The sequence below is a fragment of the Streptomyces sp. NPDC031479 genome (genome assembly GCF_055581065.1).
The window spans coordinates 36,729-60,042 of record NZ_JBVIKC010000012.1 but is presented as its reverse complement, the minus strand read 5'-3'; the positions used below and the strand labels follow the sequence as shown (position 1 = coordinate 60,042).

Sequence of the window (23,314 nt, the reverse complement as noted above, 5' to 3'; positions counted from 1 at the left end):
TTGCCCAACGGCAAATGATCACTCTAGGCTTGTCCGACGCAACCACGCGTCCGTCGGGCGTCCGCCGTCCGAGATGAGAAGGGACAGACGCGACGCCATGGTGAGCATTCCCGGGCTCGGGACCCACCCCCCGGCCGCCCGCACACCGCAGCCGCCGGTGGTCGAGCCCCGGCAGGAGTCCTCCGGGAGACCGGACGACTCGCTGGCGCTGTGGAACGGCCGGCCCCCGTACGTCCTGCTCATCGAGGACGACGAGGGCGACGCCGTGCTCGTCGAGGAACTCGTGGAGGACAGCGGGGTCGAGGTCCGCCTCGGCCGGGCCCGCTCCCTCGCCGACGCCCTGTGCCTGCTGGAGGCCGAGGCCCCCGAGTGCGTCCTGCTGGACCTGCACCTGCCCGACGCCCAGGGCCTGGACGGGCTGAAGAAGGTCCTCGCCGTGTCGGCCGAGGCGGCGGTCGTCGTCCTGACGGGCCTGTCGGAGGAGCGGGCGGGACTGACCGCCGTCGCCGCCGGCGCCCAGGACTACCTGGTCAAGGGTCGCGTCGAGGCCGACGTCTTCATGCGGGCCATCCGCTACGCGATCCAGCGCAAGCGCACCGAGCTGGCGGCTGTCGCCCTCCAGGCGGGCAAACTGCGCGCCGAGGAGAACGCGCGCCTCGAACGCGGCCTGCTCCCCACGCCGCTGCTGCTCGACGACGCGGCCGACGCCGTCACCGTCTGCGCCCGCTACCAGCCCGGACGCGCCCAGACGCTGCTCGGCGGGGACTTCTACGACGTCGTCCAGACCCCCGACGGGGCCACGCACGCCGTCGTCGGCGACGTGTCCGGCCATGGCCCCAGCGAAGCGGCGCTCGGCGTGTGCCTGCGCGTGGCCTGGCGCTCGTTCGTCATGGCCGGCGCCCGCGGCGCCGACCTGCTCGGGCTCCTGGAGCGGATCCTGCTGGCGGAACGCTCCAGCCCCGAGATCTTCGCCACCCTCGTCTGCCTGGCCCGTCCCGCCGGTACCCACGCCGTCTCCGTCCAGCGCGCCGGGCACCCCGGATTCCTCGTCCGGTCCGCGGCCGGCGTGGAGCTGCGCACCGTGCCGGGAGGGCCCGCCCTGGGCATACTGCCGGGCTGGGGCCCCGGCTGGCCCGTCACCGAGGTGCCCGTGGAGGCGGGCGGCGCCGTGATGCTCTTCACGGACGGCTTGATCGAGGGGCGCATCGGCCCCGGCTCCGACCGCCTCGACGAGACGGGCCTGCTGGAGATCGCCCGCAAGCACGCCGACCTGCCCGCGGAACCGTTCGTCGACACCCTCATCCAGACGGCGCAGGGCCTCGCCGCGGACTGGGGCGGCCTGGCCGACGACGTCGCCGTTCTCCACCTCGAATGGAACTCCTCCACGTGACCTCTCCCGCACAGCCCCCCGAAACCCCCGGCGGACGGGCCCCGGAGCGCCACGGGCCGAGCCTCCAGGTCTGGCTGACCAGCGTGCTGGTCGTGCTCGCCCTCATGGTCGTCGGCACGGGCGCGCTCGGCGCGGCCCTCCTGTCCCACACCACGACGGCCGGCAACCGGCTCGTCGACGGGATCCTGCCCGCCCAGGGCGACGCCCTGCGGCTGGAGACGGCCCTGCTAGACCAGGAGACCGGGGTCCGCGGCTACCTGCTGGCCCACGAGCCCGCGCTGCTGGAGCCGTACGAGCGCGGTCTGGCCAACGAGACCGAGGCCGCCCGGCGCCTGGCGACGGTCCCCGACGGGGACCACGACGGCGTACGTGCCGACCTGGCCGCCGTGCAGGAAGCCGCCCGGACCTGGCGCGAGCAGTTCGCGACCCCCGCCATCGCCTCCGTGGAGAGCGGCTCCGCCCCGCCGTCCCTCCAGTCCGGCAAGGACCGCTTCGACGAGGTCCGCCGCCGGATCACCGCCCAGCAGGCACATCTGGACCGCATCCAGGCCGACGCCCGCACCACCTTCGGCGAAGCACGCTCGCAGCGCGACCACATCCTGCTGGCGATCGTCGTGGCCTTCCTGCTGGCCAGCTCCGCCCTCGCCGTCCTGCTCCACGTGGGCGTGCTGCGGCCGCTGGCCCTGGTGCGCACGGCCTCCCAGCGCGTCGCGTACGGGGCCTTCGAGGAGGAGATCCCTCTGCGCGGCCCCTCCGATCTGCGGGCCCTGGCCCGTGCGGTGGAGGCCATGCGGCACCGGACCGTGGCCGAACTGAAGGCGTCGCGGCGCAATGCCGAGCGGCTCGACCGCATCGCCGCCGAACTGGACGCGCAGGCGGTGGAGCTGCGCCGCTCCAATGCGGAGCTGGAGCAATTCGCGTACGTGGCCTCGCACGACCTGCAGGAGCCGCTGCGCAAGGTGGCCTCCTTCTGCCAGCTGCTGGAGAAGCGGTACGGGGACCGGCTCGACGAGCGCGGCGCCCAGTACATCGGGTTCGCCGTCGACGGTGCCAAGCGGATGCAGGTGCTCATCAACGACCTGCTGACCTTCTCCCGGGTGGGCCGGGTCCAGGACGCGCGCGAGACGGTCGCGATGGACGCCCCCCTGGACCGCGCGCTGCGCAACCTGGCCACCGCCGTGGAGGAGAGCGGCGCGGAGGTCACCCGGCCCGAGCGGCTCCCGGACGTGGTGGGCGACCCGACGCTCCTGACGATGCTGTGGCAGAACCTGGTGGGCAACGCCGTCAAGTTCCGCTCGCCCGACCGCGCTCCGCGCGTCGAGGTCGCCGTGGCCGACGGCCCCGACGCGGAGCCGGGCTTCCACACCTTCACCGTCACCGACAACGGCATCGGAGTCCCGGCCGAGTTCGCCGAGAAGGTCTTCGTCATCTTCCAGCGGCTGCACGGCAGGGAGACCTACGGCGGCACCGGGATCGGCCTCTCGCTCTGCAAGAAGATCGTCGAGCACGCGGGTGGGCGCATCCGGATCGACACCGAGCACCGGGAAGGCACCCGGATCGTCTTCACCCTGCCCGTCGTCGTCGCCGCCCCCGCCGCCGCTGCTGCCCCCGACACCGCCGCCCCCGACACCGCCGCCCCCGGCGCGGCCGTGACCGCGGCGGACGGCGCCGGTGCCGAGCCGCCCGCCCCCGTACCCACCGAAGGAACCCCCCGATGAGCACTCCCGCAGACCGGCCCCAGGCCACCCCCGCCGAAGTCCTGCTGGTCGAGGACGACGCGGGCGACGAGTTGATGACCCGAGAGGCCTTCGAGGACAACAAGATCGGCAATGTGCTGCACGTCGTGCGGGACGGTCTGGAGGCCCTGGACTTCCTGTACCGCCGCGGTGAGCACGTCAACGCCCCGCGCCCCGACCTGATCCTGCTCGACCTGAACCTGCCCAAGTACGACGGACGGCAGGTCCTGGAACGGATCAAGACGGATCCGGAGCTGAAACACATCCCCGTGGTCGTGCTCACCACCTCGGCGGCCGAGGAGGACATCCTGCGCAGCTACAAGCTGCATGCCAACGCCTACGTGACGAAGCCGGTGGACCTCGACCAGTTCATCCGGGCGATCCAGCAGATCGACGACTTCTTCGTCACCGTGGTCAAGCTTCCCCGCGCATGGTGAGGCGGCCGGGGGCCGGGCCGGTGACAGGACGCAATCGTTCGGGAATGCGAACGGAAAAGTGGGGAACACGGACGTGAGCAGCATGGACGCGTACGACGCCGAGGCACGCAGCCGCGTCGAGACCCGCTCCGACGGGGACGTACGCATCGTCGTGATGGCGGGTGAGTTCGACATGGACAGCGTGGCCGGTCTGCGGACCGCGATGGATCCCACAGCGCCCGGTGTGGCCCGGTTCGTCCTGGACGTCGCCGGGGTGACGTTCGTGGACTCGACCGCGCTCAGCGTCATGCTGCAGCCCGCGTTGGACCGGCCGGTGGTCCTGGCGGGGGCCGTGCCGAGCCGTCTGGCCCGGCTGCTGGAGCTCACCGGTGCAGATCTGGCCTTCGCCACCGCGCCCAGCGTGGCCGAGGGCACGGTCATGATCGTCCCGTCCCGAGAGGGCTGAAGGGCGTTCGTTCCCACGAGGAGGGGAACGGTGCTGTACCACGCCGCTACGAGCGACACCAGGACGAGCCCCGGCGCACCGCGCACCGGCGGCACCGGCCTGCGGATCGCCGTCACCGACGCCGTCAGCACCGTTCCCCCGTCCCCGCCGGCCCGTCCGGCCGATGCGGCGACGGGCCGGGGCGGTTACGGGTGGCCGCTGATACACCGCCTCACGCGGAGCACGCGGATCACCCCCGCAGCGCACGGCGGCAAACGCATCGAGGTCGTCGTCCCGCTCGAAGGCGCGGCCGACTCCCAGGGAGATCCCCGCCCGGTGTGACAGCCCGACCGGTGTGACCCGCTACCGGTTTGAGATCCGGGATTCCGGCCATACGGGCGTCGAACGGTCTTCGGCGTCCGCCGCGGTCTGCGCCCCGACACCGGTCGGTGCGCAGACCGCGGTGTGCCGGGGCGAGAGGGGGAACTCGTATGACCACACCCGAGGAGGACGCGCCCGCGTCCGTAAGCGGCAGCGGACCCGAGGGGCGTACGGGCCTGGGGCGCGACGCGGTGCTCGCGCTCGGGCTGCTCGGCACCGCCGTCGCAGGCGTGGCCGCATTCCTGAAGGCCGCCCCGGCGGGCGGGGTGAGGCTCCCGATGACGCTGATCGCCGCCCTGGCCGTGCTGCTGCTGGGCGCGCTCCTGGCGAAGTGGAGCTTCGCGCCCGTCCGGCGCCGGCCCGGCGGCCCGCCGCCCGTCGGGTACGCGGAGGCGCCCGTGGACCTTCCCGAGGTCGGGTGTGACGCCCTCGACCACGCCGCGGTCGACGCCGACGGCTTCGAGCACGCGGTGGCCGCCCTGTGCGCACGGGACGGCTGCACCCCGGTGGAGGTGGTGGGCGGAGCGGGCGACCTGGGCGCCGACGTCCTCGCGACGACGGCGGACGGGCGACGCGTCGTGCTCCAGTGCAAGCACTACGCCGAGGACAACCGGGTCGGCTCGCAGGACCTCCAGCGCTTCGGCGGAACCTGCTTCGCGGTCCACGAGGCCGACGTCGCCGTCATCGTGACGACCAGTTCCTTCACCGCGCCCGCCGCCGAGTACGCCGACACCTGCGGGATAGTCCGCGTCGACGGCGAGGCGCTGGCCGCCTGGACCGCACAGCAGGCCCCTCCCCCGTGGGAGTCCGGCGCCGGCGCGCCCGTATCCGTCCCGTCCACCCCTGCCCGAGGAGCCACGTCATGACCACCACCACCGACACCGTCACCACCGCGGCCGACGTCGCCGACCGGGCCGAGGAGCGCATCCACCGCATCCGCCGCCGCCTCGAACGCCTCATCGGCATCGCGGCGACCGAGGGGAACTCCGTACGTCCGTTGCGCAACGGCGACGAGATCTTCGCCTCGATGCTCGACGCCATCTCCGGCGCCCGGCACACCGTCGACATGATGACCTTCGTCTACTGGAAGGGCGACATCGCCCGCCGGTTCGCCGAGGCCCTGGCCGAGCGGGCCGGCAACGGCGTGCGCGTGAGGCTGTTGCTGGACGGCTTCGGCAGCCGCCTGATCGAACAGGACCTGCTGGACCGGATGAGCACGGCCGGGGTGGACGTCGCCTGGTTCCGCAGACCCGTCTCCCTCTCCCCGCTCAAGCAGAACCACCGCTGCCACCGCAAGGTCCTCGTCGTCGACGAACGGACCGCCTTCACGGGCGGCGTCGGCATAGCCGAGGAGTGGTGCGGCGACGCCCGCAACCCCCACGAGTGGCGCGACACGCACGCCGAGGTCCGCGGGCCGGCCGTCGACGGCATCGCCGCGGCGTTCGCCCAGAACTGGGCGGAGTGCCATCCCGAACTCTTCGACGACCGCGACCGTTTCGTGAGCCACGAGCCGGCCGGCTCGGCGGTCGTCCAGGTGGTGCGCGGCTCGGCCGCCTTCGGGTGGCAGGACATGCAGACGCTGATGCGGGTCGTCCTGGAATCGGCGGAGGAGCGCGTGCGGCTGGCGACCGCGTACTTCGCCCCCGACGACTACTTCGTCGAGCTGCTGTCCGCCACCGCCCGCCGGGGCGTGACCGTCGAGATCCTGCTGCCCGGCCCGCACACCGACAAGCGGGTGTGCCAACTGGCGGGGCAGCACCACTACGAGGCGCTCACCGCCGCCGGGGTGCGCATCCACCAGTACCAGCCGACGATGATGCACGCCAAGATCCTGACGATGGACGGGGTCGTCTCGCTCATCGGCTCGTCGAACTTCAACCGCCGCTCCCTCGACCACGACGAGGAGGTCATGCTGGCCGTCATGGACCCGGCCGTCACCCGCACCCTCGACGAGCACTACGACGAGGACCTCCGGGCCAGCACGCGCATCGCTCCGGGACGCTGGCGCCGCCGCTCCGTGCTCCAGCGCGCCCGGGAACTCTCGGTCCGGCCGCTGCGCCGCTTCCTGTGAGGCGGCGCCCCCTGCGAGGCGCGCGGGGACGACCCCAGGAGGACGGCTTCGATCTGCTGCTGCAAACGAGCTCAGATCGCGCACCGATGGGCTTCCCGCGCGCCGGTCTGTGCGCGTGAGACCGACTCACGGAAGGCTGGCGCCATGCGGAAACTGATCTACGGCATGAACCTGACCCTGGACGGCTACATCGCCGCACCCGGCGACGACATCGGCTGGAGCGTGCCGAGCGACGAGCTGTTCCAGTTTTGGTCCGACCAGTTGCAGGCGACCGACCTGTCGCTGTACGGGGGCAAGCTGTGGCAGACGATGAGCTCCTACTGGCCGACCGGCGACCAGCAGCCCAACGCCACCCCGGCGCATGTCGAGTTCGCGCGCCGCTGGCGGGAGATGTCGAAGGTGGTGTTCTCCTCGACGCTCGACGAGGTCGGCTGGAACACCCGCCTGGTCACCGGCGACGCGATCGCCGAGATCACCCGGCTCAAGGCCGAGGACGGCGGCCCGATGGACATCGGCGGCGCGACGCTCGCCGGGGCGGCCATGCGGGCCGGGCTGGTCGACGAGTACGTGCTGGCCACCGCGCCGGTCCTGGTGGGCGGCGGCACGCCGTTCTTCAGCACGCTGGACAACTGGGTGAACCTGAACCTGGTGGAGACGCGGACGCTTCCCTGCGGCGTGATCCTGACCAGGTACGAGACGAGGCGCTGAGCACCCGTCACGCGACTTCACGATCACCGCCCCCTCCAGCCGCCGTCGACTGCTGGAGGGGGGGCGGTGAGGAGCGGCCGGGCATGAGCCCCCGGCAGGGAGGGGTCGCGGGTTCAGCTCGCCTGTTCAGGGTGTCAGTTCCCGAAGATCCCTGTGCGGGGAAGATTCGGCCACCTCGTGGTCGGCGTAACCGAGCATCCTGGGCCGGCTCGCGCCCAGGACCGCGAGCGCGTTGGCGAGTTCGGCGGCACGGTGAAAATAGCGCCGGCTTGCCGTCCCCGCCCTCCGAGCAGTTCAGTAGAGAGGTTCCACCTCTATGACCCTGTCGAGCAAGCTGGGCGAGCGCGACGAGTTCTCCGGTTCTCCCGGCGGGGGTGTCGAGCACATGGGCGCACTGCGACCGGACCCTGGCGCCGTACCCAGCCCTCGGGACCTGTTGTTGGGAGTGCCCCCACCTGGCGAATACACAGAGTGATGACAGAAGGGGAGGCCTGCCGAGCAATGCGGTCGGTCAGCTGGCGAAACCGCCGTCGTCAGGGGCCTGTCGCTCCGGGCGGGGCTGCCCGAAGCGACGGACGCCGATGCCGTCAATGTTCGTGGTCCAGCACCGAGGTAAGCCGAAGGGCAGCGGGGTGATCTTGGCTTCCTGAGTGCTCGTCGGGACCTTGCGGCCCAGCCGTCGTTGGCGCGTCCACGGCCTAAGCGGCGCCCTTCTTGTCGTTGATCTGGAAGGTGATGACGTCGACTTCGTCGGTTCCCGCCAGATCCGGGTAGTGGCCCTTGAGAGCCTCCCGGAGTTCGGCTGCGGTCGTCAGCCCTTCAGCTTGGGCGTCCCCGTCGGTGAGGTCACTGACCAGACAGTGCCTGATGCCGGTCACCTCTGCCGCCAGGACGACTTCGGGGTCGCTCTCGAACACCAGCCGTGCCGGGCCGAGCTGCGCCGGGTCCCGGAAACGGGTGGTCTTGGTCTTGGCGCCGGAGCGGACGACTTCGAGGTAGCGGGGGTTGAACCGGATGATCGGGGGACCGGACGTCTCGGGGTCTTCGTAGAGCGATGGGTCGAGACCGTTCATGCCCGCCTCCGGGGTCCATCGCTGAACCAGCGGCATCAGGTCGGCGGCGAGCACGGACCTGAGCCCCGCGGGGGTGGGCACGATGACGCGCATGGTGGGGTAGTAGTCCACGAAGACCTGCCGATCGCGCCCGCACGGGCCGATGACCCCGCGCCCGTGGTTTCCCACGGCGACGATGCAGCGCATCTGGCGGGCGCCCTGGGCCCGCGCAGCTCCCAGAGCCACGAGTTCGGCGCAGGGGCCGCCGGTGAAGTGGTAGAGGTTCACGCCAGCGAACATCCGGTAGTCGGCGGCCATGACCGCGGCGCCGACCGTGTGGATCCCGTCTTCGTCGGGCCCGGCGTCGGTATGCGCGTCTATGGTGCGGCGTGCCAGCTCTACGAGCTCACGCTCGTCATCATCGAGAGCTCGTGCAGATGACGGGACGTACACCTTTTTGACCTTCCCTTCGTCCAGCAGTCACCCAAGAGCATTCCATGCCACGCAGGCGGGCTCCACAGGGTTTCGGCTTGCCTTGGCCGGACCATGAGAGGAGAGCATCGTCAGGGGCCGTCCGCTGGAAGGCGAAGCGTGCTGTCGTAGGGGCCGGGCGGGATGTGGGGGAGATACCCGAGGTGATCGTGGGGGTGCGCGCGGCTGCCCTGACGATGCGGGATCGGTCAGGGGTGGTGTGTGCGGGTCAGCGCAGGGTCTGTGCCAGGTGAACCAGCGAAACCACGGCGTTCGGAGGGGACTTCACCACCTCCTCGCCGGTGTCTGAGTACCGGTAACGAGACGCTTGTCGGTGGAGCGTTGCAGGCCGTGGCCATGCTCCGGCTCGTCCTGGATCCGGAAACCCTGACCTACGCCCTCAACTTCGCCGAAGCCAGCCAGGTCCCCACACGGCGGGATCTACTCCTGGCCCGCTGTCGCCGCGGCCGACTGGACGGGGCAGCGAGTGCACGACCCCCTCACCGCATGCACCACCGGCCCCCGATCCGACGTCGCCGAAGCCGCCACCAACGCCCTCGCCGGGAACTACGGAACCTACCGACCTCTGCAGCAGGCTCCGCACCCCAGGTTCGTCGCGCACCCGGGCCTTCTCACCGGAAGATCTGCTGCCGGACCCGTGGGTCCCCCCGAGAACCGTTCAGGATCCCGGCCGCCGGCGCCCTGCGCCCGCTGCGCGGTCCGGATGCGGCCAGGTTGGGGCTCGACGAGGACGATCAGGAGCATGGGCCTCTTGGTGTCCCCTGCCGGGAGGCGGATCGCTGTCCGTGGTGGGGTGCCGGGGCCCGTTCAGGTGGTGGCCGGCGGGTTCGAGGGGCCGGCAGCGTTGCGGTATTCGGCGTTGATGCGCTGGGCCTCTTCGAGCTGGTCTTCCAGGATGATGATGCGGCAGGCGGCCTCGATGGGGGTGCCCTGGTCGACGAGTTCACGGGCGCGGGCGGCGATGCGGAGCTGGTAGCGGGAGTAGCGGCGGTGTCCGCCTGCCGAGCGCAGCGGGGTGATGAGGCGGGCTTCGCCGATGGCGCGGAGGAAGCCCTGGGTGGTGCCGAGCATTTCGGCGGCCCGGCCCATGGTGTAGGCGGGGAAGTCGTCGTCGTCGAGACGGTCGAACGAGTCGTCTGCTGTCATGGAACCTCTCTCGTGGAACGCGTGGAGGGGCCCGGGAGCATGTTGCTCCCGGGCCCCGAAGGAACTGCTACACCATCTGCCGGCCCTGATTGCGTGCCGGCCTTCTGTATCCGTCCGCCCGACCTGAGCTTCGCCGGGTTTGCGGGGATCGCGGTTGCTTGACCGGAGACCACCTCACTATCGATGTCCTGCGGTACCCGGACTCGCGTGGCGTCCGGGCGATCCTGATGGCGCCTGGTTCCTCCGTTCTTTCCTCGGTGGTCAACTGCTTGCCAAACGGGGGACTGCGTACTGCTGATACTGCGAACTGCGGGTACTGCCGGTGTTGCGTACTGCTCGTGGCCTCTTCCAGCGCCACGTTTCGGCAGCCAGCCCCGTTGCCCATCCTGCGTCTGCTCTGGCTTGGAACCCCACTGCCGAACCTCCCGGTGCGCGCGTCCGCAGCCGACGCCTTCACCGAGGTACTGCTCACTCAACTTCACTGCTGGCTACTGCCTATTGCTGGTACTGCAACCACTGCGTTGACTGCCTTACTGCTGCGGCGGCCCCTGATCACTGCGGGCCACCCGGTGCGGTCACCAGTCCCGTCGCCGTCCCGCAACCACCCTGGCTTCGAAACTCCGTCACCGCACCGTCCTGCGCACTGCAACTGCGGGTACTGCGGTCCTGCTGCCTGGCAGTTCGTCTCTGCCGGGCCCGTCGATCTCTTCGAGCTACGTGAGAAACCATAACCACGCCACGGCCTAATGTCTACTCTGGCGAGCATAGATTTTTATGTGTGGTGTCGAGAGGTATTCGACGCACAGAGGATGCGTCACCTGTGAGGCCATGCCCGAGCCGGCCTCGCCCCGGTCCTGACCTCCCCGGGTCAGGACCATCCGGCGTTCGGGTGTACGCGGCAGCTTCAAGGCGGACGCGGACCGAGGTTCAGCGCCCCTGTGTCGGCGGGGCCGGGGCCCTCTCGCGGCGCCGGCCCCGCTCCGTCTTCACGCTGTGGCGGCTTCCTCAGGCAGCGGCAGGCTCGGGGCGGCGCAGTTCTGCCTGCCCGAAGAGGAGGGCGTAGCCGGTGGGGAGCCGGTGCACGATGCGGGCGGCGAGGTCGGGCCCGGTGAGGCGGGTGACAGCGGCGAGAACGGCGCCGGTGTCCCAGCGGGCTGTCGCCGGGGTGGCGCCGGTACGGGCGGCCAGGTCCTTGACGAAACCCCAGCCCGTGAGCGGCTCGCCATCCGGTACCGAGGCGGTGAGAGCGAGGGCGGCCTCAACCGGCAGACACCGTGCCAGGTCGACGCGTTCATCGCCGGTCAGCTGGCGGCCGAGGGCGGCGAGGACCTGGCGGACGGCTACCGCGGCGCGTTCGCGGGTGGGGTAGGCGCCTTCATAGCGCACGCGTTCCAGCATCTGCTCGAACGTCATGGATGTCTGGGGAAAGTGCGCTCGAGGCTGGTCGTACATGGCTTCGCATGCCTTTCTCTGCGAAGGTCCGGCCGGGCCCGGGGTGGGCCCGGGCCGGGGCCGGGGGTGGTCAGGTGGGCTGGGGGTGGCCGAAGAGGAGGTCGTAGCCGTGTGGGAGCTGAAGGAGGACCTCGCGGGTGAGGACATCGCCCGCGGTGGCCGCTGCTGTGGACAGGACGGCGCCGATGTCCCACAGGGCCGTCTTCTCGGTGGCGCCCTCGATCCAGGCGGCGGTCGCACGGACGAACCGCTCCGGTGAGAGCGGCTCCGCCGCCTGCAGCGGGTTCAAGAGGATCAGGGCGTACGTCTCCGGGAGGCGGGCGGCGAGCTCGGCCCGAACCGTGCCGACGAGGTGTGCGCCGAGCAGAGCCAGGACGACGCGGGCGACCCGGTCGGCTTCCTCCGGGGTCGCGTACTCGCCGCGTTCCTGGACGTGGGCCAGGAACGACTCCCTGCGTATCGACATCACGTCACCTCCGGTGAAGGGGTGAAGGAGCGAAGGAGTGAAGGGGGAAAGGGTACGGAGGGCGGGTGCCGGAGGGGGAAAACGGCTCTCCCGCCCTCCGTGACCGGCTGAGGGGGGACGGTTCAGCCGGAGATCTGCTTGCGGCCGGATCCGGCGCCGATGCTGACCTTGCGGGGCTTTGCGCGCTCGGCGATCGGGATGCGCAGGGTGAGGACACCCGCGTCGTAGTCGGCCTGAATGCGCTCGGTGTCCAGGGTGTCCGCGAGGACGATCTGGCGGGAGAAGACGCCCAGGGGCCGCTCGGAGAGCTCCACCTTCACGGAGTCGGCCCTGGCTGCCGGGCGGCGCTCCGCCTTCACGGTCAGCATGTTCCGCTCGACGTCGATGTCGATCGCCTCGGTGCTCACACCGGGCAGGTCGAAGGCGATGACGTACTCGTCGCCCTCGCGGTAGGCGTCCATCGGCATGACCGACGGCTTCGACCAGGTCCCGGACGTACCCGACAGCTGCTGGACGATCCGGTCCATCTCGCGGAACGGGTCGGTGCGCATCAACATCGCGAAACACCTCCAGTTGGTTCAGGCAGAAACTGCCAATGCGCTTCAACGTGCTTCCGTTGTAGCATGTCATCGAAATGATGACAAGCAGGGTGTCATCTGGAGGATGACAAAGCGACGGAGAGTCCCATGAACGAAGGCCCCACGCCGGCCGTACCGGTTTCCTTCCTCGCCGCCGCCGCGGCACTGGAAGCCATCGATCAGTCCGTGAAGGACGCGCAGCGATCCTCCGCCCGGATGCCGATCACCGCGGAGCCACCCGCTCCCGACCCGGGCCCGCACCCGGCCCTGGCGGCCCTGCTGATGCTGCGCGAGGTCCGCGAGCAGCTCGCCGGCTGGGAGAGCGGGCTGATCGAAACCGCCCGCGGACAGGGCGCGAGCTGGGCCGACCTCGCCGGCCCCCTCGGGGTCGCCAGCCGCCAGGCCGCCGAACGCCGCTACCTGCGGCTGCGCCCCGGCACCCCCGGATCCACCGGGGAAGAGCGTGTCCAGGCCACCCGCGACACCCGCGCCGCCGAACGCACCGTCACCGCCTGGGCCCGCGACAACGCCGCAGACCTGCGCCGCCTCGCCGGACAGATCACCGCCCTCACCGACCTGCCCGCCAGTGCCGAAGACGCGGTCGGCGAGCTGAACCTGGCACTCGCCGACAACGACGCCGCCCGCCTCGTGCGCCCCCTGACCGCGACCCGGGCCTACCTGCGGCCCCGGACCGGCGACCTCGCCGAACGCCTCGACGCCCTCACCCGGCGGACCGAAGAGCTCCGCCAGGACACCCGCGACCAGCGCAGCACGTAGGCAGGGCGCACACGCTCCCGTGGGACGTCGGACCAGGTGCGGGGCAGGGCGCCCCTGGAAACGGCTGGGACCCCTGCGGGACTCGGACAGCTCGTCGTGCACCCCGGCGTCGCGGTCCCGAGCACCGGGGCACGGTGCCCGACGCCGGTGAACATCGGGACAGCGAGTGGCGTGGAGGTTGATCCTGCCCCGGTCGGCGCGAGCGCACGAGGGTTTCCTTCACGGGCGGGGAACCGGGCCGACGCCGGTGTGGTCATCGGTTGCGGGGAGCGTTTGCCGGTCGGCGAGACGCGCCGAGTTCCGAAGGAAACGCGCTAGCCGGCCTTCTCGAAGGTGCCCAGCCCGTTGGTGTCCAGGTACTCCACGCGCATCCGGCCGTCGGTGAAGGTCACTCCGGTGCGTCCGACCGCGTTCTCGCCGGCGGTCTCGAAGCTGAAGGTGTTCCCGTCGTAGTGGGTGAGCGGGTAGTTCTGCGGCTCGGGTCCCAGGTGCAGGACCAGTCCGCCGTCCGGGCCGGCGGTGACGGCGGCCCGCCCGTAGAACGGGTTGGTGTACGTACCGGTGTACGCACTGTCCGAGCGGGCCGGCTTCGGGTTGGCGGGCGGCTTGGCGTAGTCCGTGTCCGAGCCGCCCTCGTTGAGCTGCTCTTCGTAGGACTTGGCCACCACGGGCAGCCAGTCCCGGGTGGGCTTGCCGTGCTCGGCGGTGTCGAAGAAGTTCAGGGCGATGGTGTCGGGGAGGCCCGAGGGGGCGCCGTTGGTCAGCACCACGATGGCGAGCTTCTCGGCGGGGAGCAGGGTGACGTTGGTGTTGGTGCCGAGTGCGAAGGCGCCGGAGTGGCTCAGGCGCAGCCTGCCGTGGTCGTCGTAGCGCACGTTCCAGCCCAGGCCGTAGTAGCCGGGCTGGGCGTTCGGTTCGGCGGCGGGTTGGCTGATGCTGTGCGGGATGTGGGTCTCGGCCAGGCCGGCGCTGTTGATGACCTGCTTGCCGTCGATCTTTCCGCCGCCCATCTGGAGGCGCAGCCAGCGGGCCATGTCCCGGGCGTTCGAGCTGACGCCGCCGGCCGCGGTCTGCGCGTCGGCATCGCGGACGTGGAGGGGCTTCCAGGTGCCGTCGGCGGTCTTGACGTGGGTGAGGGCGCGGTCGGCCGCCTTCTCGTAGTCGCTGAAGCGGGAGCTGGTGTGCGTCATCCCGGCGGGCTTGTACAGCAGGTCGTCGGAGAGCTTGTCCCAGGGCACACCCCTGGCCTTGGCAACGGCCTCGGCGGCCGCGGTGAAGCCGAAGTTGGTGTACGCGTAGCTGGTGCGGAACGGGCTGAGGGGCTCGTAGCGCAGGTGGGACAGGATGTACGACTGGTCGTAGCCCAGATCCTCCAGGAGGTCTCCGGAGTGGTCGGGCAGGCCCGAGCGGTGCGAGAGCAGGTCGGCCGCCGTCACGTGCGAGCTGACCCAGGGGTCTTTGAGAGTGATGCCCTTGAGCGGGTCGTCGAAGCCGTCGGCGCCGAGGGCCTGGGCCAGGACGGTCGTGGCCACCGGTTTGGAGACCGAGGCGAGCTGGAAGACGGTGTCCGGGCCGACCTTCTCGCCAGGTGCCTCGGTGTTGCGGACACCGAAGCCCTTGAGGTAGACGACCTTGTCGTCGTGGACCACGGCCACCGAGACACCGGGCACCCCGGTGCGCCGTATGCCGTCCTTCACCTGCGTGTCCAGTGTGTTCAGGGCCCTGGACACGTCGAGGCCGCCGGGGCTTGGCGACGGTGCGGCGGCGGCACCGGTCCCGGCCGCGAGGGCGAGGCCGGCGGCCACTGCCAGCGCCCTGCGCTTGCTGTTACGTCGCATACGTCCATTGAACGCTGGCGCAGCATGGGGCGCCTGGGCAGAGCCCGGGCCGCGACCTGGGCGGACGGGGAGGACGGGGAGGACGGGGAGGACAGGCGCAGAAGCCGGAGGGCGGTGGTGGCGGTACGGCCGACGCGTGCTGCCGCTGATCCGGCCCGAGTCCCGCGGGACAGGTGCCGGACCGGCGACTCCGGCGAGTCCGGCGAGTCCGGCGACTCCGACGACTCCGGCGAGTCGGCCCGCGGTCCCGAAAGGGCCCGTGTCCCCGTACCGGTCAACCCTGACGATCGTCGGGGTACCGGGCTGTCCTTCGGCCAGGGCCCCCGGCCGACGGTGTTCCTACCGTCGGCTGCATGGAATCGATCAAGCGGTACGGGTGGGGTCGGCGACTGCCGGTGGCGGTCGCGTCGGCCGGGGCGGGGGCAGCGGCCGTGGTCTGGCCGGCACCCGACGGCACACTGGGCACGGACGAACCGGTGCACGTCACAGCGGGCCTCTCGGCGAGGACCTACCGGGCGCTGACCGGGAGCGTGGCGGACGGGCCGGCCTGGGCGGAGACCGCCCTGGAAGCGGCGAGCGAGGGCACTTTGCTGCTCCTGGGCCTGCTCATGGCCTGCGTCGGCTGGAGCGCCCTTCGCCGCCGAGACGCGCCGGGCCTGGCCGGGGTGGCAGTGGCCGCCGCCGGGACGGTCGTCGCCTACGGGCTCAGTGAGGCGATCAAACTCCTCGTCGCCGAGGAACGTCCGTGCCGGGCCCTGCCAGGGGTCTCGGCCCTCGCATCGTGTCCCGAGCCGGGCGACTGGTCGTTCCCCAGCAACCACGCCACCCTGGCAGTGGCGTTGGCGGTTGGTGTGATCTTGGTACGTCCTCGGCTCGCGGTCCTGGTGCTGCCGGTGGCCGGGGCGGCCGCCCTGTTGCGGGTGCTGGTCGGGGTGCACTATCCGCACGACGTCCTGGCGGGCACGGCGGTCGGTGCAACGGCCGTGGCGACGGTGTGGCTCCTCGTACTGCCGACTGCCGTAAGGGCGGTGTCAGCTTTCCTCGTACGTCAGCCGGTCGGACGGCACCGGGACCACGCCGGCCTCGTGCGCGACCACGGCCGCCGCGGCCCGGTTGTCGACGCCGAGGCGGGCGAGGATCGAGCTGACGTGGGCCTTCACCGTCCCCTCCGCCAGGCGCAGGCGGCGCGCGATCTGCCCGTTGGAGAACCCGCTGCCGAGGAAGCCGAGCACGTCCCGCTCCCGGGCCGTCAGTGCCTCGACGCGGGCGCGGGCCGCGGAACGTCGGCCGGCCTGGGCGCCCGCACCGCCGGCGGCGAGATGCGCGACGACCCGTGCCGCGACCTTCGGTGACAGGTAGGCGGCGCCGTCGGCAACCGCCCGGATACCGGTGATCAGCTCCTCCGGCTCGCCGGACTTGATCAGGAAGCAAGCGGCACCTTCGCTCAGGGCCCGCAGGATGTACTCGTCCTCGCCGAAGGTCGTCAGCATCACGATCCCCGTTCCGGGGACGGTCCTCCGTATCTCGGCGGCGGCTTCCAGACCGCCGGTCCCCGGCATCCGGATGTCGAGGACGGCCACCTGCGGGCGGTGGCGCTGGACCAGCTCCACCGCCTGGTGGCCATCGGCTGCCTCGGCGACGACGGTGATGCCGGGGTCGGTGGCGAGGACTGCGCGGACGCCCGCGCGGATCATGGGCTCGTCGTCGGCGATCAGGATCCGGATCATCGGACGGCCTTCCCGGTGTAGGTGTCGGTGGAGACCAGGCGGCCGGCCCGGAAGCAGAGACGGTAGATGTCCCCCGAGCGGTCGTCGAAGGGGTCGCCGGTCTGTACGTAGAACTCGCAGGCCGCATCCTGCAGTGCGGGCGTGGGCGCTGCGGGACGGCGGGTCGTCTGGCGCTCGGGCAGGTACGGCGCCACGTCCGCGCGTGGCTGGCCGATGTGCAGAAGGGCGTAGTCCTGGGGGGCGAGTACCGACTGCCGTGCCGTCACGGTGTCCCACGCCCGCACCCCGCCGATGAGCAACGCGGTGGTGCACAGCGGCACCAGGACGGCCGCGGCGGCGGTACGGCCCAGCCGGCGACGGGCACTGTGGTGCTCGGGAGGCAGTACGTCACCAGGATCATCGGGCTCGGCGCGGCGCGGCGGGGGCACGGCCCCGGGACGGTGCGGGAGCCTGGCCCGGACGGCGAACCCGCCGCGCTCGGGGCCGGATGTGAACGTGCCCCCGGCCAGTCGGACGCGTTCATCCAGGCCGATGAGCCCGAAGCGGTGGCCCTCGCCGGATGCGGAATCCCAGGACCCGTGTTCGGGACGGGCGGCGTGGTCATGATGGGCCGCAGACACGGTGGACACCGGCTCGTCCGTCACACTGACCTCGGTCCGTCCTTCGACGTGCCGGACGACGACGGTCGCCTGGTGCCCGGGCGCGTGCTTGGCAACGTTCGTCAGCCCCTCCTGGACGACGCGCTGCACGGCCCGCTCGACGACCAGCAGGGCGTCACCTGCAGCCGCTTCGCCTTCCACACGCAGCCGGACGTCGAGCCCCGCCGCGGCCGCCCGGTCCACCAGGCGTTCGAGTTCGGTGAGCCCGGCGCCGGGTTCGCTGAGCCCAGTTCCGATTTCGGACCCCGGAGCCAGATCCGACGGCTCGCGCAGGACACCGATCACCTCGCCGAGCCGGTCCACGGCGGCTCCCGCCCTGGCGCGGATGTCCCGGGCGGTGGCCCTGTGGTCCTCAGAAAGGCCGGGGGCCAGTTTCAGTGCCCCCGCGGACAGGGCGATGAGGCTGAGGTCGTGGCCGAGGAGGTCATGCATGTCCTGCGCGATCCGGGTCCGCTCGCGCAACCGGGCCTGCTCGGCGACCAGATGCTGTTCCCGCTCCAGCCGCGCGGCCCGCTCCCACCCGGCCCGCACCAGTTCGCGGGACTGGCGCAGGAACCGGCCCGCGAACCACGGCAGCAGCGCCGCCACGAGCAACAACCCGACGAACCGGCTCGCCCAGCCCAGCCACGCCGGCACCAGCAGCACAGCCACAACAGCGGCCGCGAGCACTGCGGCCAAGGCCGCCCCCGCGCTCCGGTTCCGCCCCGGCTGCCAGCCCGCGAGGAAGGCGCAGACCGCCGCCGGTACGCCCCACCACAGGGTGGCGACACCTGTGCCAACGGCCGCCACCGCCCCGATGAAGAGGCCTGCGGACAGTACCGGTGCCGGCACCCGGGCCTTGGTGATCAGTGTTCTCACGAACGCGACCCTACGGAACTCCGCGCCCCCGCGGCACCGACGAAGGTCCACTACCGCAGGCCCGGGATCCCATGCCTCTTGCCGAGCAGGCCGGATCAAGGACTGCTTGACCACCATGATGGGCAATCAGTCGCACTTGCGGTGCGGCGCGGCGCGAAGCCAAGGCCTCGTCAGGCCGGCCAACCGGCGGTCAAGGTCGCACAGCCGCAGGGTCCAGGTTGTGCGCCGGAGCGTCAGCGTGCCTCGCATCCGCATCGGGGAACGCCGCGCCAGGATGGGGAGGCCGAGGGCCCCGGTGCCCCGGCGGGAGGAGAGCGCGTTGATCACCACGCACGTCCAGCGTTACGGCACGGTCCTGGTCAGCGTCAACGGGACACTCGACGAGGACGGGGGCGCTGCGCTCCAGCGGGTGCTGGACGATGTCACCTCTGCCGAGCGGGACCTCATGGTCGACCTGCACGGCACGGTGTCCATGGACGCCGACGGCCTCCTGCAACTCCTGGCCCTGCACCGGCGGGCGGAGAGCCTGGGCCTGCGCGTCCTGGTCGTCGGCTGGCAGCCCCAGCCCCAGCAGCTCATGGCCGACGTCGCAGGTATCCGCGGACGCCACGCGGCCACTGGCGAGAGGTACGCTGTGGCGGGCTTTCGCCGGCTGATCGAGGAGCGGGCGCAGCGCGCACGAGACGCCTCGGATTTCGGTGCCGGGTGGCTGTCCGGCGTCTAACACGGCCGGGTCCGGTGCTCGCACAGACGGTTCCCAGTCCCCGGGGCCGGCGCCTCGCCATTCCACGAAGCCGGGGTCGGTGAGGTCGGCGTCCTCGGCGTTCTCCAGCCCGGCTGCGGCCAGGAAGACGCGGATGCCGGATGGCTGGTGGGCGACCCCGATGGCGGCCCCGGCCTGCTCCCCGGGCCGGGGGCCGTGTCGGCTGATGCAACACACGGCGGACAAGGCAGAAGGCCCCCGGATCCTCAAGGATCCGGGGGCCTTCTGCCTTCAGTAGCGGGGACAGGATTTGAACCTGCGACCTCTGGGTTATGAGCCCAGCGAGCTACCGAGCTGCTCCACCCCGCGTCGGTGAACCCCACTCTACGGCACCGCCGGGCCCTCTCCTGCCAAGTGATGACGTCCTCAGGTGTCCGGCGGCGCCGACGATGCGCGGCCGGCGGATCGCGAAGCGGGTGCGCTGCTCGGCACGGGAGACCGAGAACCAGAACTTCTCCAGCAGGACCCCCCTGTCCGGGGTCCCCTTCGACGGCGGTCCCGGCCGCTGACCTCTTGTCCAGGACACGGCCCGCTGCCGCCGGCCCGGCAAGCCGATGCGGGCTCCTTGAGGTGACACTTCGGCCTCTCCTTCGGGGCCAAACCCTGCGCAACCTGACGGTCAACACCAGTGCACGGCGGCGGCCCTCAATTTCTTGCGCATCGATGCCTGGAACACGAGTCCCCGCAGCTGAGCCCGCGCGGAACAAGCCGATAGGGACTGCCTTCGGGGACGAACCAATGTGACGTGTAGTCGGCGGGGACCGGTGGAGCGGTGCTGGGGGTCCGTGAGCATGCGCACGATCAACTCCGTGGTGGTGTACTCGAACCGGTCGCCCACGTCCTCACCGACCACCATCACACCACCGGCACCGCGCCGGCCCGGCCGCGCTCCGTTCACGGGGCAAAACTGTCGACCACACAGCCAACCCCGTCACGAGCTGCGTGAACCCCCACCGGACAGGCACGATCAACGGTCCTTGACCATCTGTACCCAGAAGCTGTCCCTCGTGCCGGAGTTGTAATCCGTGCTGTCCCACGCCGCCAAGCGGGACTTGCTCTTCAGGTGCAGTTGCACCACCTCCGTCGCGTTGTTCCATCCCTGGGTGAAGAACCGGAAGTTCCTGTCCGGGGTACTCTGCAGCTCGTTCGCCCTCCTGCTCCAACTACAGTCATGCGAGGCGTCGCCCTCGCATCTGGACCAGGCTTTCGCGTAAAGCTGGCAGTCCTCTCCGGGCCACACATCGATGCGGCTCAGCCTGCTGTCTGATGAACGCCATCTTCCCGAGAAGTCATTTGCGATACACAAGGCGGATGCGCTTTTCGCCGAGATGAACGTAACCGTGACCGAGAGGGACAGCGTCATGGCGGCCGTCACGAACAAGGCCATGATCCGGTGCAGGGAGCTGCCGGGAGAAGAGACATGTGTCATCGTGCACCTCCTTGGCGGGATGGCGGCACGGGGCGTCCAGCGGGCACACGGCGCGTCCAGTCACCTTCCCCAAGGGGGCGGGAGGGAGGCTCGTCTTCACTCCCTGTTCGCAGCCGAGCGAGCGCTAAGCATTCGGGCCCTCGGTATTTCCGTTGTCATGCCGTCATTACTTGCCGCCATCAATTCAAGGCCAGCACTCCTGGATCCTGATCGCAAGTCAGGAGACCTCGTTCCGCGCACCCTTCAATGATGAACACACCACAATATGGACCGATCAACGAAAGCGAATACGGGCCGAACCTCGGCACCAGGCAGTCCTTGCAATCGGTGCCACCGCCGGCGTTGAAGGAACAGGAGGACTGCGCGTTCCTCGATGTTCATGCTGCGGCCGGCAGGCGCGGGCGATCACGGCTTCGAGGCGACCCGTAGGGCCGCGGCCTCACGCCTCGGGCGGTGCCTCACTCTCCCGGCGCTGCCGTTGGCGGTAATTGCGCATGGACACCTGGGAGCCGCAGCCGGTACTGCAGTACAGCCCTGCCCCGTTGCGAGTGCGGTCGAAGAAACCGAAATGGCACGGGGGGTTGCGGCACGCCTTGATGCGGCCCCAGTCGCCGGTCTGCGCGAAGGTCGTCACCGCGGCCAGTACGGTTCCGAACACACCTGGCACCCCTGCCTGCGGCGACGCCAGCTCGACACCACGGGCTGTGACCACCGTCGCCAGCGGGTAGAGCGCACCTGCCCGCCGCAGGTGTTGCTCGGCGTGCTGGAGTGGCTCGCCCAGGCTCTCCTCTTCCCCCGAGTGCGCGAGCAGCAGGGTCACCAGGGCGTCACGCAGCTCGCGTGCGGCCGCGGCGTCGGCGTCGGTCGCCACGGTCTCGCCGCCGAACTCGTCGTGCTCCGCGAGCCACGCCGCGAACGAGTGCCCGTCCCCGAACAGCTCCCGCCGTCCGCCTCCGTCCGCGCGCGTGTTCACGAACGCGAGCACGGTCTCCACCGCGGGCATGACGGTGCGGGAACTGGGTTTCGCGGATTCGGCTGCAGCACTGCTCATCACCCCACCCTACATCAGCAAGACGAGGCACTAAGTCGCCTAACAGGCAACGTGTAGCGCCACCACGCTTGACGCGTTATGAGCTAACCGCTTACGGTCGCAACATGAACGGAACTTCAAACCAGCAGATCAGCCCCCGCACCTGGCTCATCACCGGCGCGACCTCCGGCATCGGCCGCGCACTGACCCTCCAGGCACTGGAGAACGGCGATGTCGTCTCGGCGATCGCCCGCGACACCGCTTCCCTGGAAGAACTGACCGAAGAGCACGGCGACCGCCTGCTCCTCATCCCGGCAGACGTGCGCGATGAGCAGGCCGTCCGGGAAGCGGTGGAGCGCACGCTCTCGCGGTTCGGCCGCATCGACGTGGTGGCCAACAACGCCGGCTACGGGCTCTTCGGAGCCGTCGAGGAAGCCTCCGACGCGCAAGTCCGCGCCGTGTTCGACACCAACGTCTTCGGCGTACTCAACGTGCTCCGCGCGACGCTGCCGGTACTCCGCGCCCAGCGATCCGGACACATCCTCCAGGGCTCCTCGATCTACGGGCAGTCCGCCCACCCCGGCGTGGGACTTCTGGCCGCGACCAAGTACGCCGTCGAGGGACTGTCGGACGCACTGGCGGCCGAGGTCATACCGCTCGGCATCAATGTCACGATCATCCAGCCCGGAATGACCGCCACCCCGTTCCTGTCCAACCTCGACGTCGCGGCCGGCCTCGACGACTACGACCAGACCGTCCGCGAGGTCCACAAGGGCATCGGGGAACTACCCGCGTCCGCGTTCTCCTCCGCAGCCCGGATCGCCGAAGGCATCCGAACCGCGGTCGACAGCCCCAACCCCCCGCTGCGCCTGGCACTCGGCACCTCAAGCGCCACCGGCATGCGCGCCGCCCTGGAAGCCCGCACCGCAGACCTGGACAACTGGAATCGTGTGACCGACGCCGTCGACGCGTGATCGCACGTCCCGCAGGGGGCCTCGGTGCTGACAGCCGAGGCCCCCTCGGCGACGCAATCCGCACACGCCCAGCCCGAACACAGCGCCCGAACCGAGCCCACTGCACACCCCGCCGACGGCCATCCGACCTGGAGCCCTGGAAATGATCTCCAAGCTCAACGCAACGGCCGCCGCCTCGGGGCGCTGTCCGGCACGAGACAGGGACGACGTCATGACCGTGGTTGCACGGCACCTGGCGTGGGCGGACGGGTTCCGGTACAAGAAGGCATGGCCAGCCGCCCAGAGCCCGACACTTCGTCCCCTCCCGTTGACTGGACTGCTCCCGAGCGCCGTCTGTGGTCTGCCTTCCGGTCCGGCGACATGCTGGACCTGAGGACGGGTGTCGCGGCTGATGACGACCCGGGCAACGGGAGTACGTGGGGGCACCGAGCGGCAGGTGAGAGGGGCGGTGATCGCCGTTCTCCTGCTCGCCGGTCCGGCCGCACCTCCCGGAAGGGTGCGCGCACTGCGTCTCGCGGGTGCACGGGTGACCGGTGAGCTTGACCTGACCTCGGCGATCATCGACTGCGAGATCCATTGTGAGGTCTGTTCCTTCTCCGGTGTCCTGAGCCTTCGGCACGCCACGAGTCTCAGCGTCTCTCTCTGCGGATCATCTCTGCCGGAGCTCAGTGCCGAAGCACTGCGCTGTCCCGGCCTGGACATGCGCGACGCCGTGGTGGAGGGCAACGTCTGGGTCCAGGGCAGCGACATCACGATCGACCTCAACCTCGACCGCGCGCGGGTCGGCGGCTGGATCAACGGGAACCTCCTCACGATCGGATCATGGTTCAACGGCCGCCACGGCCTCTCCGTGGGCAGGTTCGTTTCCCTGGCCGGCGCCCGGATCAACGGATCGACCTACGGCAATCCGACATCGACACCGCAAG

Annotated in this window: 21 protein-coding genes, 1 tRNA gene and 1 pseudogene; 12 read left to right on the top strand and 11 right to left on the bottom strand. The window is 70.7% G+C overall.

The window, feature by feature from the left end:
- Nucleotides 1-97: 97 nt before the first annotated feature.
- From ACZ5D2_RS15800 to ACZ5D2_RS15765, 8 genes are all read left to right on the top strand, one after another.
- On the top strand, nt 98-1,390 hold the full coding sequence (locus ACZ5D2_RS15800) for a PP2C family protein-serine/threonine phosphatase (RefSeq protein ID WP_468929638.1): 1,293 nt from the start codon (nt 98-100) through the stop codon (nt 1,388-1,390).
- Nucleotides 1,387-3,108, top strand: a complete 1,722-nt coding sequence (locus tag ACZ5D2_RS15795) for a sensor histidine kinase (RefSeq protein WP_468929636.1) — start codon at nt 1,387-1,389, stop codon at nt 3,106-3,108. The genes ACZ5D2_RS15800 and ACZ5D2_RS15795 overlap by 4 nt, the downstream gene beginning before the upstream one ends.
- Nucleotides 3,105-3,563: a response regulator gene (locus tag ACZ5D2_RS15790; protein WP_331738425.1), complete on the top strand. Its 459-nt coding sequence runs from the start codon at nt 3,105-3,107 to the stop codon at nt 3,561-3,563. The genes ACZ5D2_RS15795 and ACZ5D2_RS15790 overlap by 4 nt, the downstream gene beginning before the upstream one ends.
- Nucleotides 3,564-3,645: 82 nt before the next feature.
- Nucleotides 3,646-4,008 (top strand): STAS domain-containing protein, encoded by a 363-nt coding sequence (locus ACZ5D2_RS15785; protein ID WP_331738428.1) that lies wholly within the window; start codon nt 3,646-3,648, stop codon nt 4,006-4,008.
- 30 nt (nt 4,009-4,038) lie between these two features.
- On the top strand, nt 4,039-4,329 hold the full coding sequence (locus ACZ5D2_RS15780) for an ATP-binding protein (protein WP_331738430.1): 291 nt from the start codon (nt 4,039-4,041) through the stop codon (nt 4,327-4,329).
- A 149-nt stretch (nt 4,330-4,478) separates the two neighbouring features.
- On the top strand, nt 4,479-5,234 hold the full coding sequence (locus ACZ5D2_RS15775) for a restriction endonuclease (RefSeq protein ID WP_468929631.1): 756 nt from the start codon (nt 4,479-4,481) through the stop codon (nt 5,232-5,234).
- Nucleotides 5,231-6,439 carry a phospholipase D-like domain-containing protein gene (locus tag ACZ5D2_RS15770; RefSeq protein WP_331738435.1) on the top strand — a complete coding sequence of 403 codons (1,209 nt, stop codon included), beginning with the start codon at nt 5,231-5,233 and terminating at the stop codon, nt 6,437-6,439. The genes ACZ5D2_RS15775 and ACZ5D2_RS15770 overlap by 4 nt, the downstream gene beginning before the upstream one ends.
- Nucleotides 6,440-6,583: 144 nt before the next feature.
- The gene (locus ACZ5D2_RS15765; RefSeq protein ID WP_331738438.1) at nt 6,584-7,147 is read left to right on the top strand and encodes a dihydrofolate reductase family protein; all 564 of its coding nucleotides are present in this window, start codon (nt 6,584-6,586) and stop codon (nt 7,145-7,147) included.
- 698 nt (nt 7,148-7,845) lie between these two features.
- Here ACZ5D2_RS15765 and ACZ5D2_RS15760 read toward each other — a convergent pair.
- The 5 genes from ACZ5D2_RS15760 to ACZ5D2_RS15740 form a co-directional block, all read right to left on the bottom strand.
- Complete coding sequence (locus ACZ5D2_RS15760) at nt 7,846-8,517, bottom strand: ASCH domain-containing protein (RefSeq protein WP_371681488.1); 672 nt, start codon at nt 8,515-8,517, stop codon at nt 7,846-7,848.
- Nucleotides 8,518-9,498: 981 nt separating this feature from the next.
- On the bottom strand, nt 9,499-9,837 hold the full coding sequence (locus ACZ5D2_RS15755; protein ID WP_331738444.1) for a MerR family transcriptional regulator: 339 nt from the start codon (nt 9,835-9,837) through the stop codon (nt 9,499-9,501).
- Between the two features lie 1,005 nt (nt 9,838-10,842).
- Entirely contained in the window at nt 10,843-11,289 is a 447-nt protein-coding gene (locus tag ACZ5D2_RS15750; protein WP_331738447.1) for a DUF2267 domain-containing protein, read from the bottom strand.
- A gap of 70 nt (nt 11,290-11,359) precedes the next feature.
- Nucleotides 11,360-11,755 (bottom strand): DUF2267 domain-containing protein, encoded by a 396-nt coding sequence (locus tag ACZ5D2_RS15745; RefSeq protein WP_331738451.1) that lies wholly within the window; start codon nt 11,753-11,755, stop codon nt 11,360-11,362.
- A 122-nt stretch (nt 11,756-11,877) separates the two neighbouring features.
- Nucleotides 11,878-12,312: an Hsp20/alpha crystallin family protein gene (locus ACZ5D2_RS15740; protein WP_468929624.1), complete on the bottom strand. Its 435-nt coding sequence runs from the start codon at nt 12,310-12,312 to the stop codon at nt 11,878-11,880.
- A gap of 129 nt (nt 12,313-12,441) precedes the next feature.
- On the opposite strand from ACZ5D2_RS15740, the gene ACZ5D2_RS15735 reads away from it, so the two are divergent.
- On the top strand, nt 12,442-13,110 hold the full coding sequence (locus tag ACZ5D2_RS15735) for an HSP18 transcriptional regulator (protein ID WP_331738457.1): 669 nt from the start codon (nt 12,442-12,444) through the stop codon (nt 13,108-13,110).
- A 314-nt stretch (nt 13,111-13,424) separates the two neighbouring features.
- Here ACZ5D2_RS15735 and ACZ5D2_RS15730 read toward each other — a convergent pair whose 3' ends face one another.
- Nucleotides 13,425-14,948, bottom strand: a complete 1,524-nt coding sequence (locus ACZ5D2_RS15730; protein WP_468929620.1) for a serine hydrolase — start codon at nt 14,946-14,948, stop codon at nt 13,425-13,427.
- A 353-nt stretch (nt 14,949-15,301) separates the two neighbouring features.
- On the opposite strand from ACZ5D2_RS15730, the pseudogene ACZ5D2_RS15725 reads away from it, so the two are divergent.
- Nucleotides 15,302-15,895 (top strand): annotated as a pseudogene (locus ACZ5D2_RS15725) (phosphatase PAP2 family protein); the annotation flags it as partial.
- Nucleotides 15,896-15,979: 84 nt separating this feature from the next.
- Here the strand turns inward: ACZ5D2_RS15725 and ACZ5D2_RS15720 are convergent.
- Together ACZ5D2_RS15720 and ACZ5D2_RS15715 are read right to left on the bottom strand one after the other, a co-directional pair.
- Nucleotides 15,980-16,675 (bottom strand): response regulator transcription factor, encoded by a 696-nt coding sequence (locus ACZ5D2_RS15720; RefSeq protein ID WP_331738463.1) that lies wholly within the window; start codon nt 16,673-16,675, stop codon nt 15,980-15,982.
- Nucleotides 16,672-18,192: a sensor histidine kinase gene (locus tag ACZ5D2_RS15715; protein WP_331738466.1), complete on the bottom strand. Its 1,521-nt coding sequence runs from the start codon at nt 18,190-18,192 to the stop codon at nt 16,672-16,674. The genes ACZ5D2_RS15720 and ACZ5D2_RS15715 overlap by 4 nt, the downstream gene beginning before the upstream one ends.
- 319 nt (nt 18,193-18,511) lie before the next feature.
- Between ACZ5D2_RS15715 and ACZ5D2_RS15710 the strand changes: the two genes are divergently transcribed.
- The gene (locus ACZ5D2_RS15710; protein WP_331738471.1) at nt 18,512-18,916 is read left to right on the top strand and encodes an STAS domain-containing protein; all 405 of its coding nucleotides are present in this window, start codon (nt 18,512-18,514) and stop codon (nt 18,914-18,916) included.
- A 274-nt stretch (nt 18,917-19,190) separates the two neighbouring features.
- Here the strand turns inward: ACZ5D2_RS15710 and ACZ5D2_RS15705 are convergent.
- The 3 genes from ACZ5D2_RS15705 to ACZ5D2_RS15695 all read right to left on the bottom strand — a co-directional run bounded on the left by ACZ5D2_RS15705 (nt 19,191) and on the right by ACZ5D2_RS15695 (nt 21,435).
- Nucleotides 19,191-19,264, bottom strand: a tRNA-Met gene (locus tag ACZ5D2_RS15705).
- Nucleotides 19,265-19,922: 658 nt separating this feature from the next.
- Complete coding sequence (locus ACZ5D2_RS15700; RefSeq protein ID WP_468929614.1) at nt 19,923-20,384, bottom strand: hypothetical protein; 462 nt, start codon at nt 20,382-20,384, stop codon at nt 19,923-19,925.
- Nucleotides 20,385-20,823: 439 nt separating this feature from the next.
- Nucleotides 20,824-21,435, bottom strand: a complete 612-nt coding sequence (locus ACZ5D2_RS15695; protein WP_331738477.1) for a CGNR zinc finger domain-containing protein — start codon at nt 21,433-21,435, stop codon at nt 20,824-20,826.
- 104 nt (nt 21,436-21,539) lie between these two features.
- Between ACZ5D2_RS15695 and ACZ5D2_RS15690 the strand changes: the two genes are divergently transcribed.
- Nucleotides 21,540-22,388: an SDR family NAD(P)-dependent oxidoreductase gene (locus ACZ5D2_RS15690; protein ID WP_331738480.1), complete on the top strand. Its 849-nt coding sequence runs from the start codon at nt 21,540-21,542 to the stop codon at nt 22,386-22,388.
- The last annotated feature ends 926 nt before the right edge of the window (nt 22,389-23,314 follow it).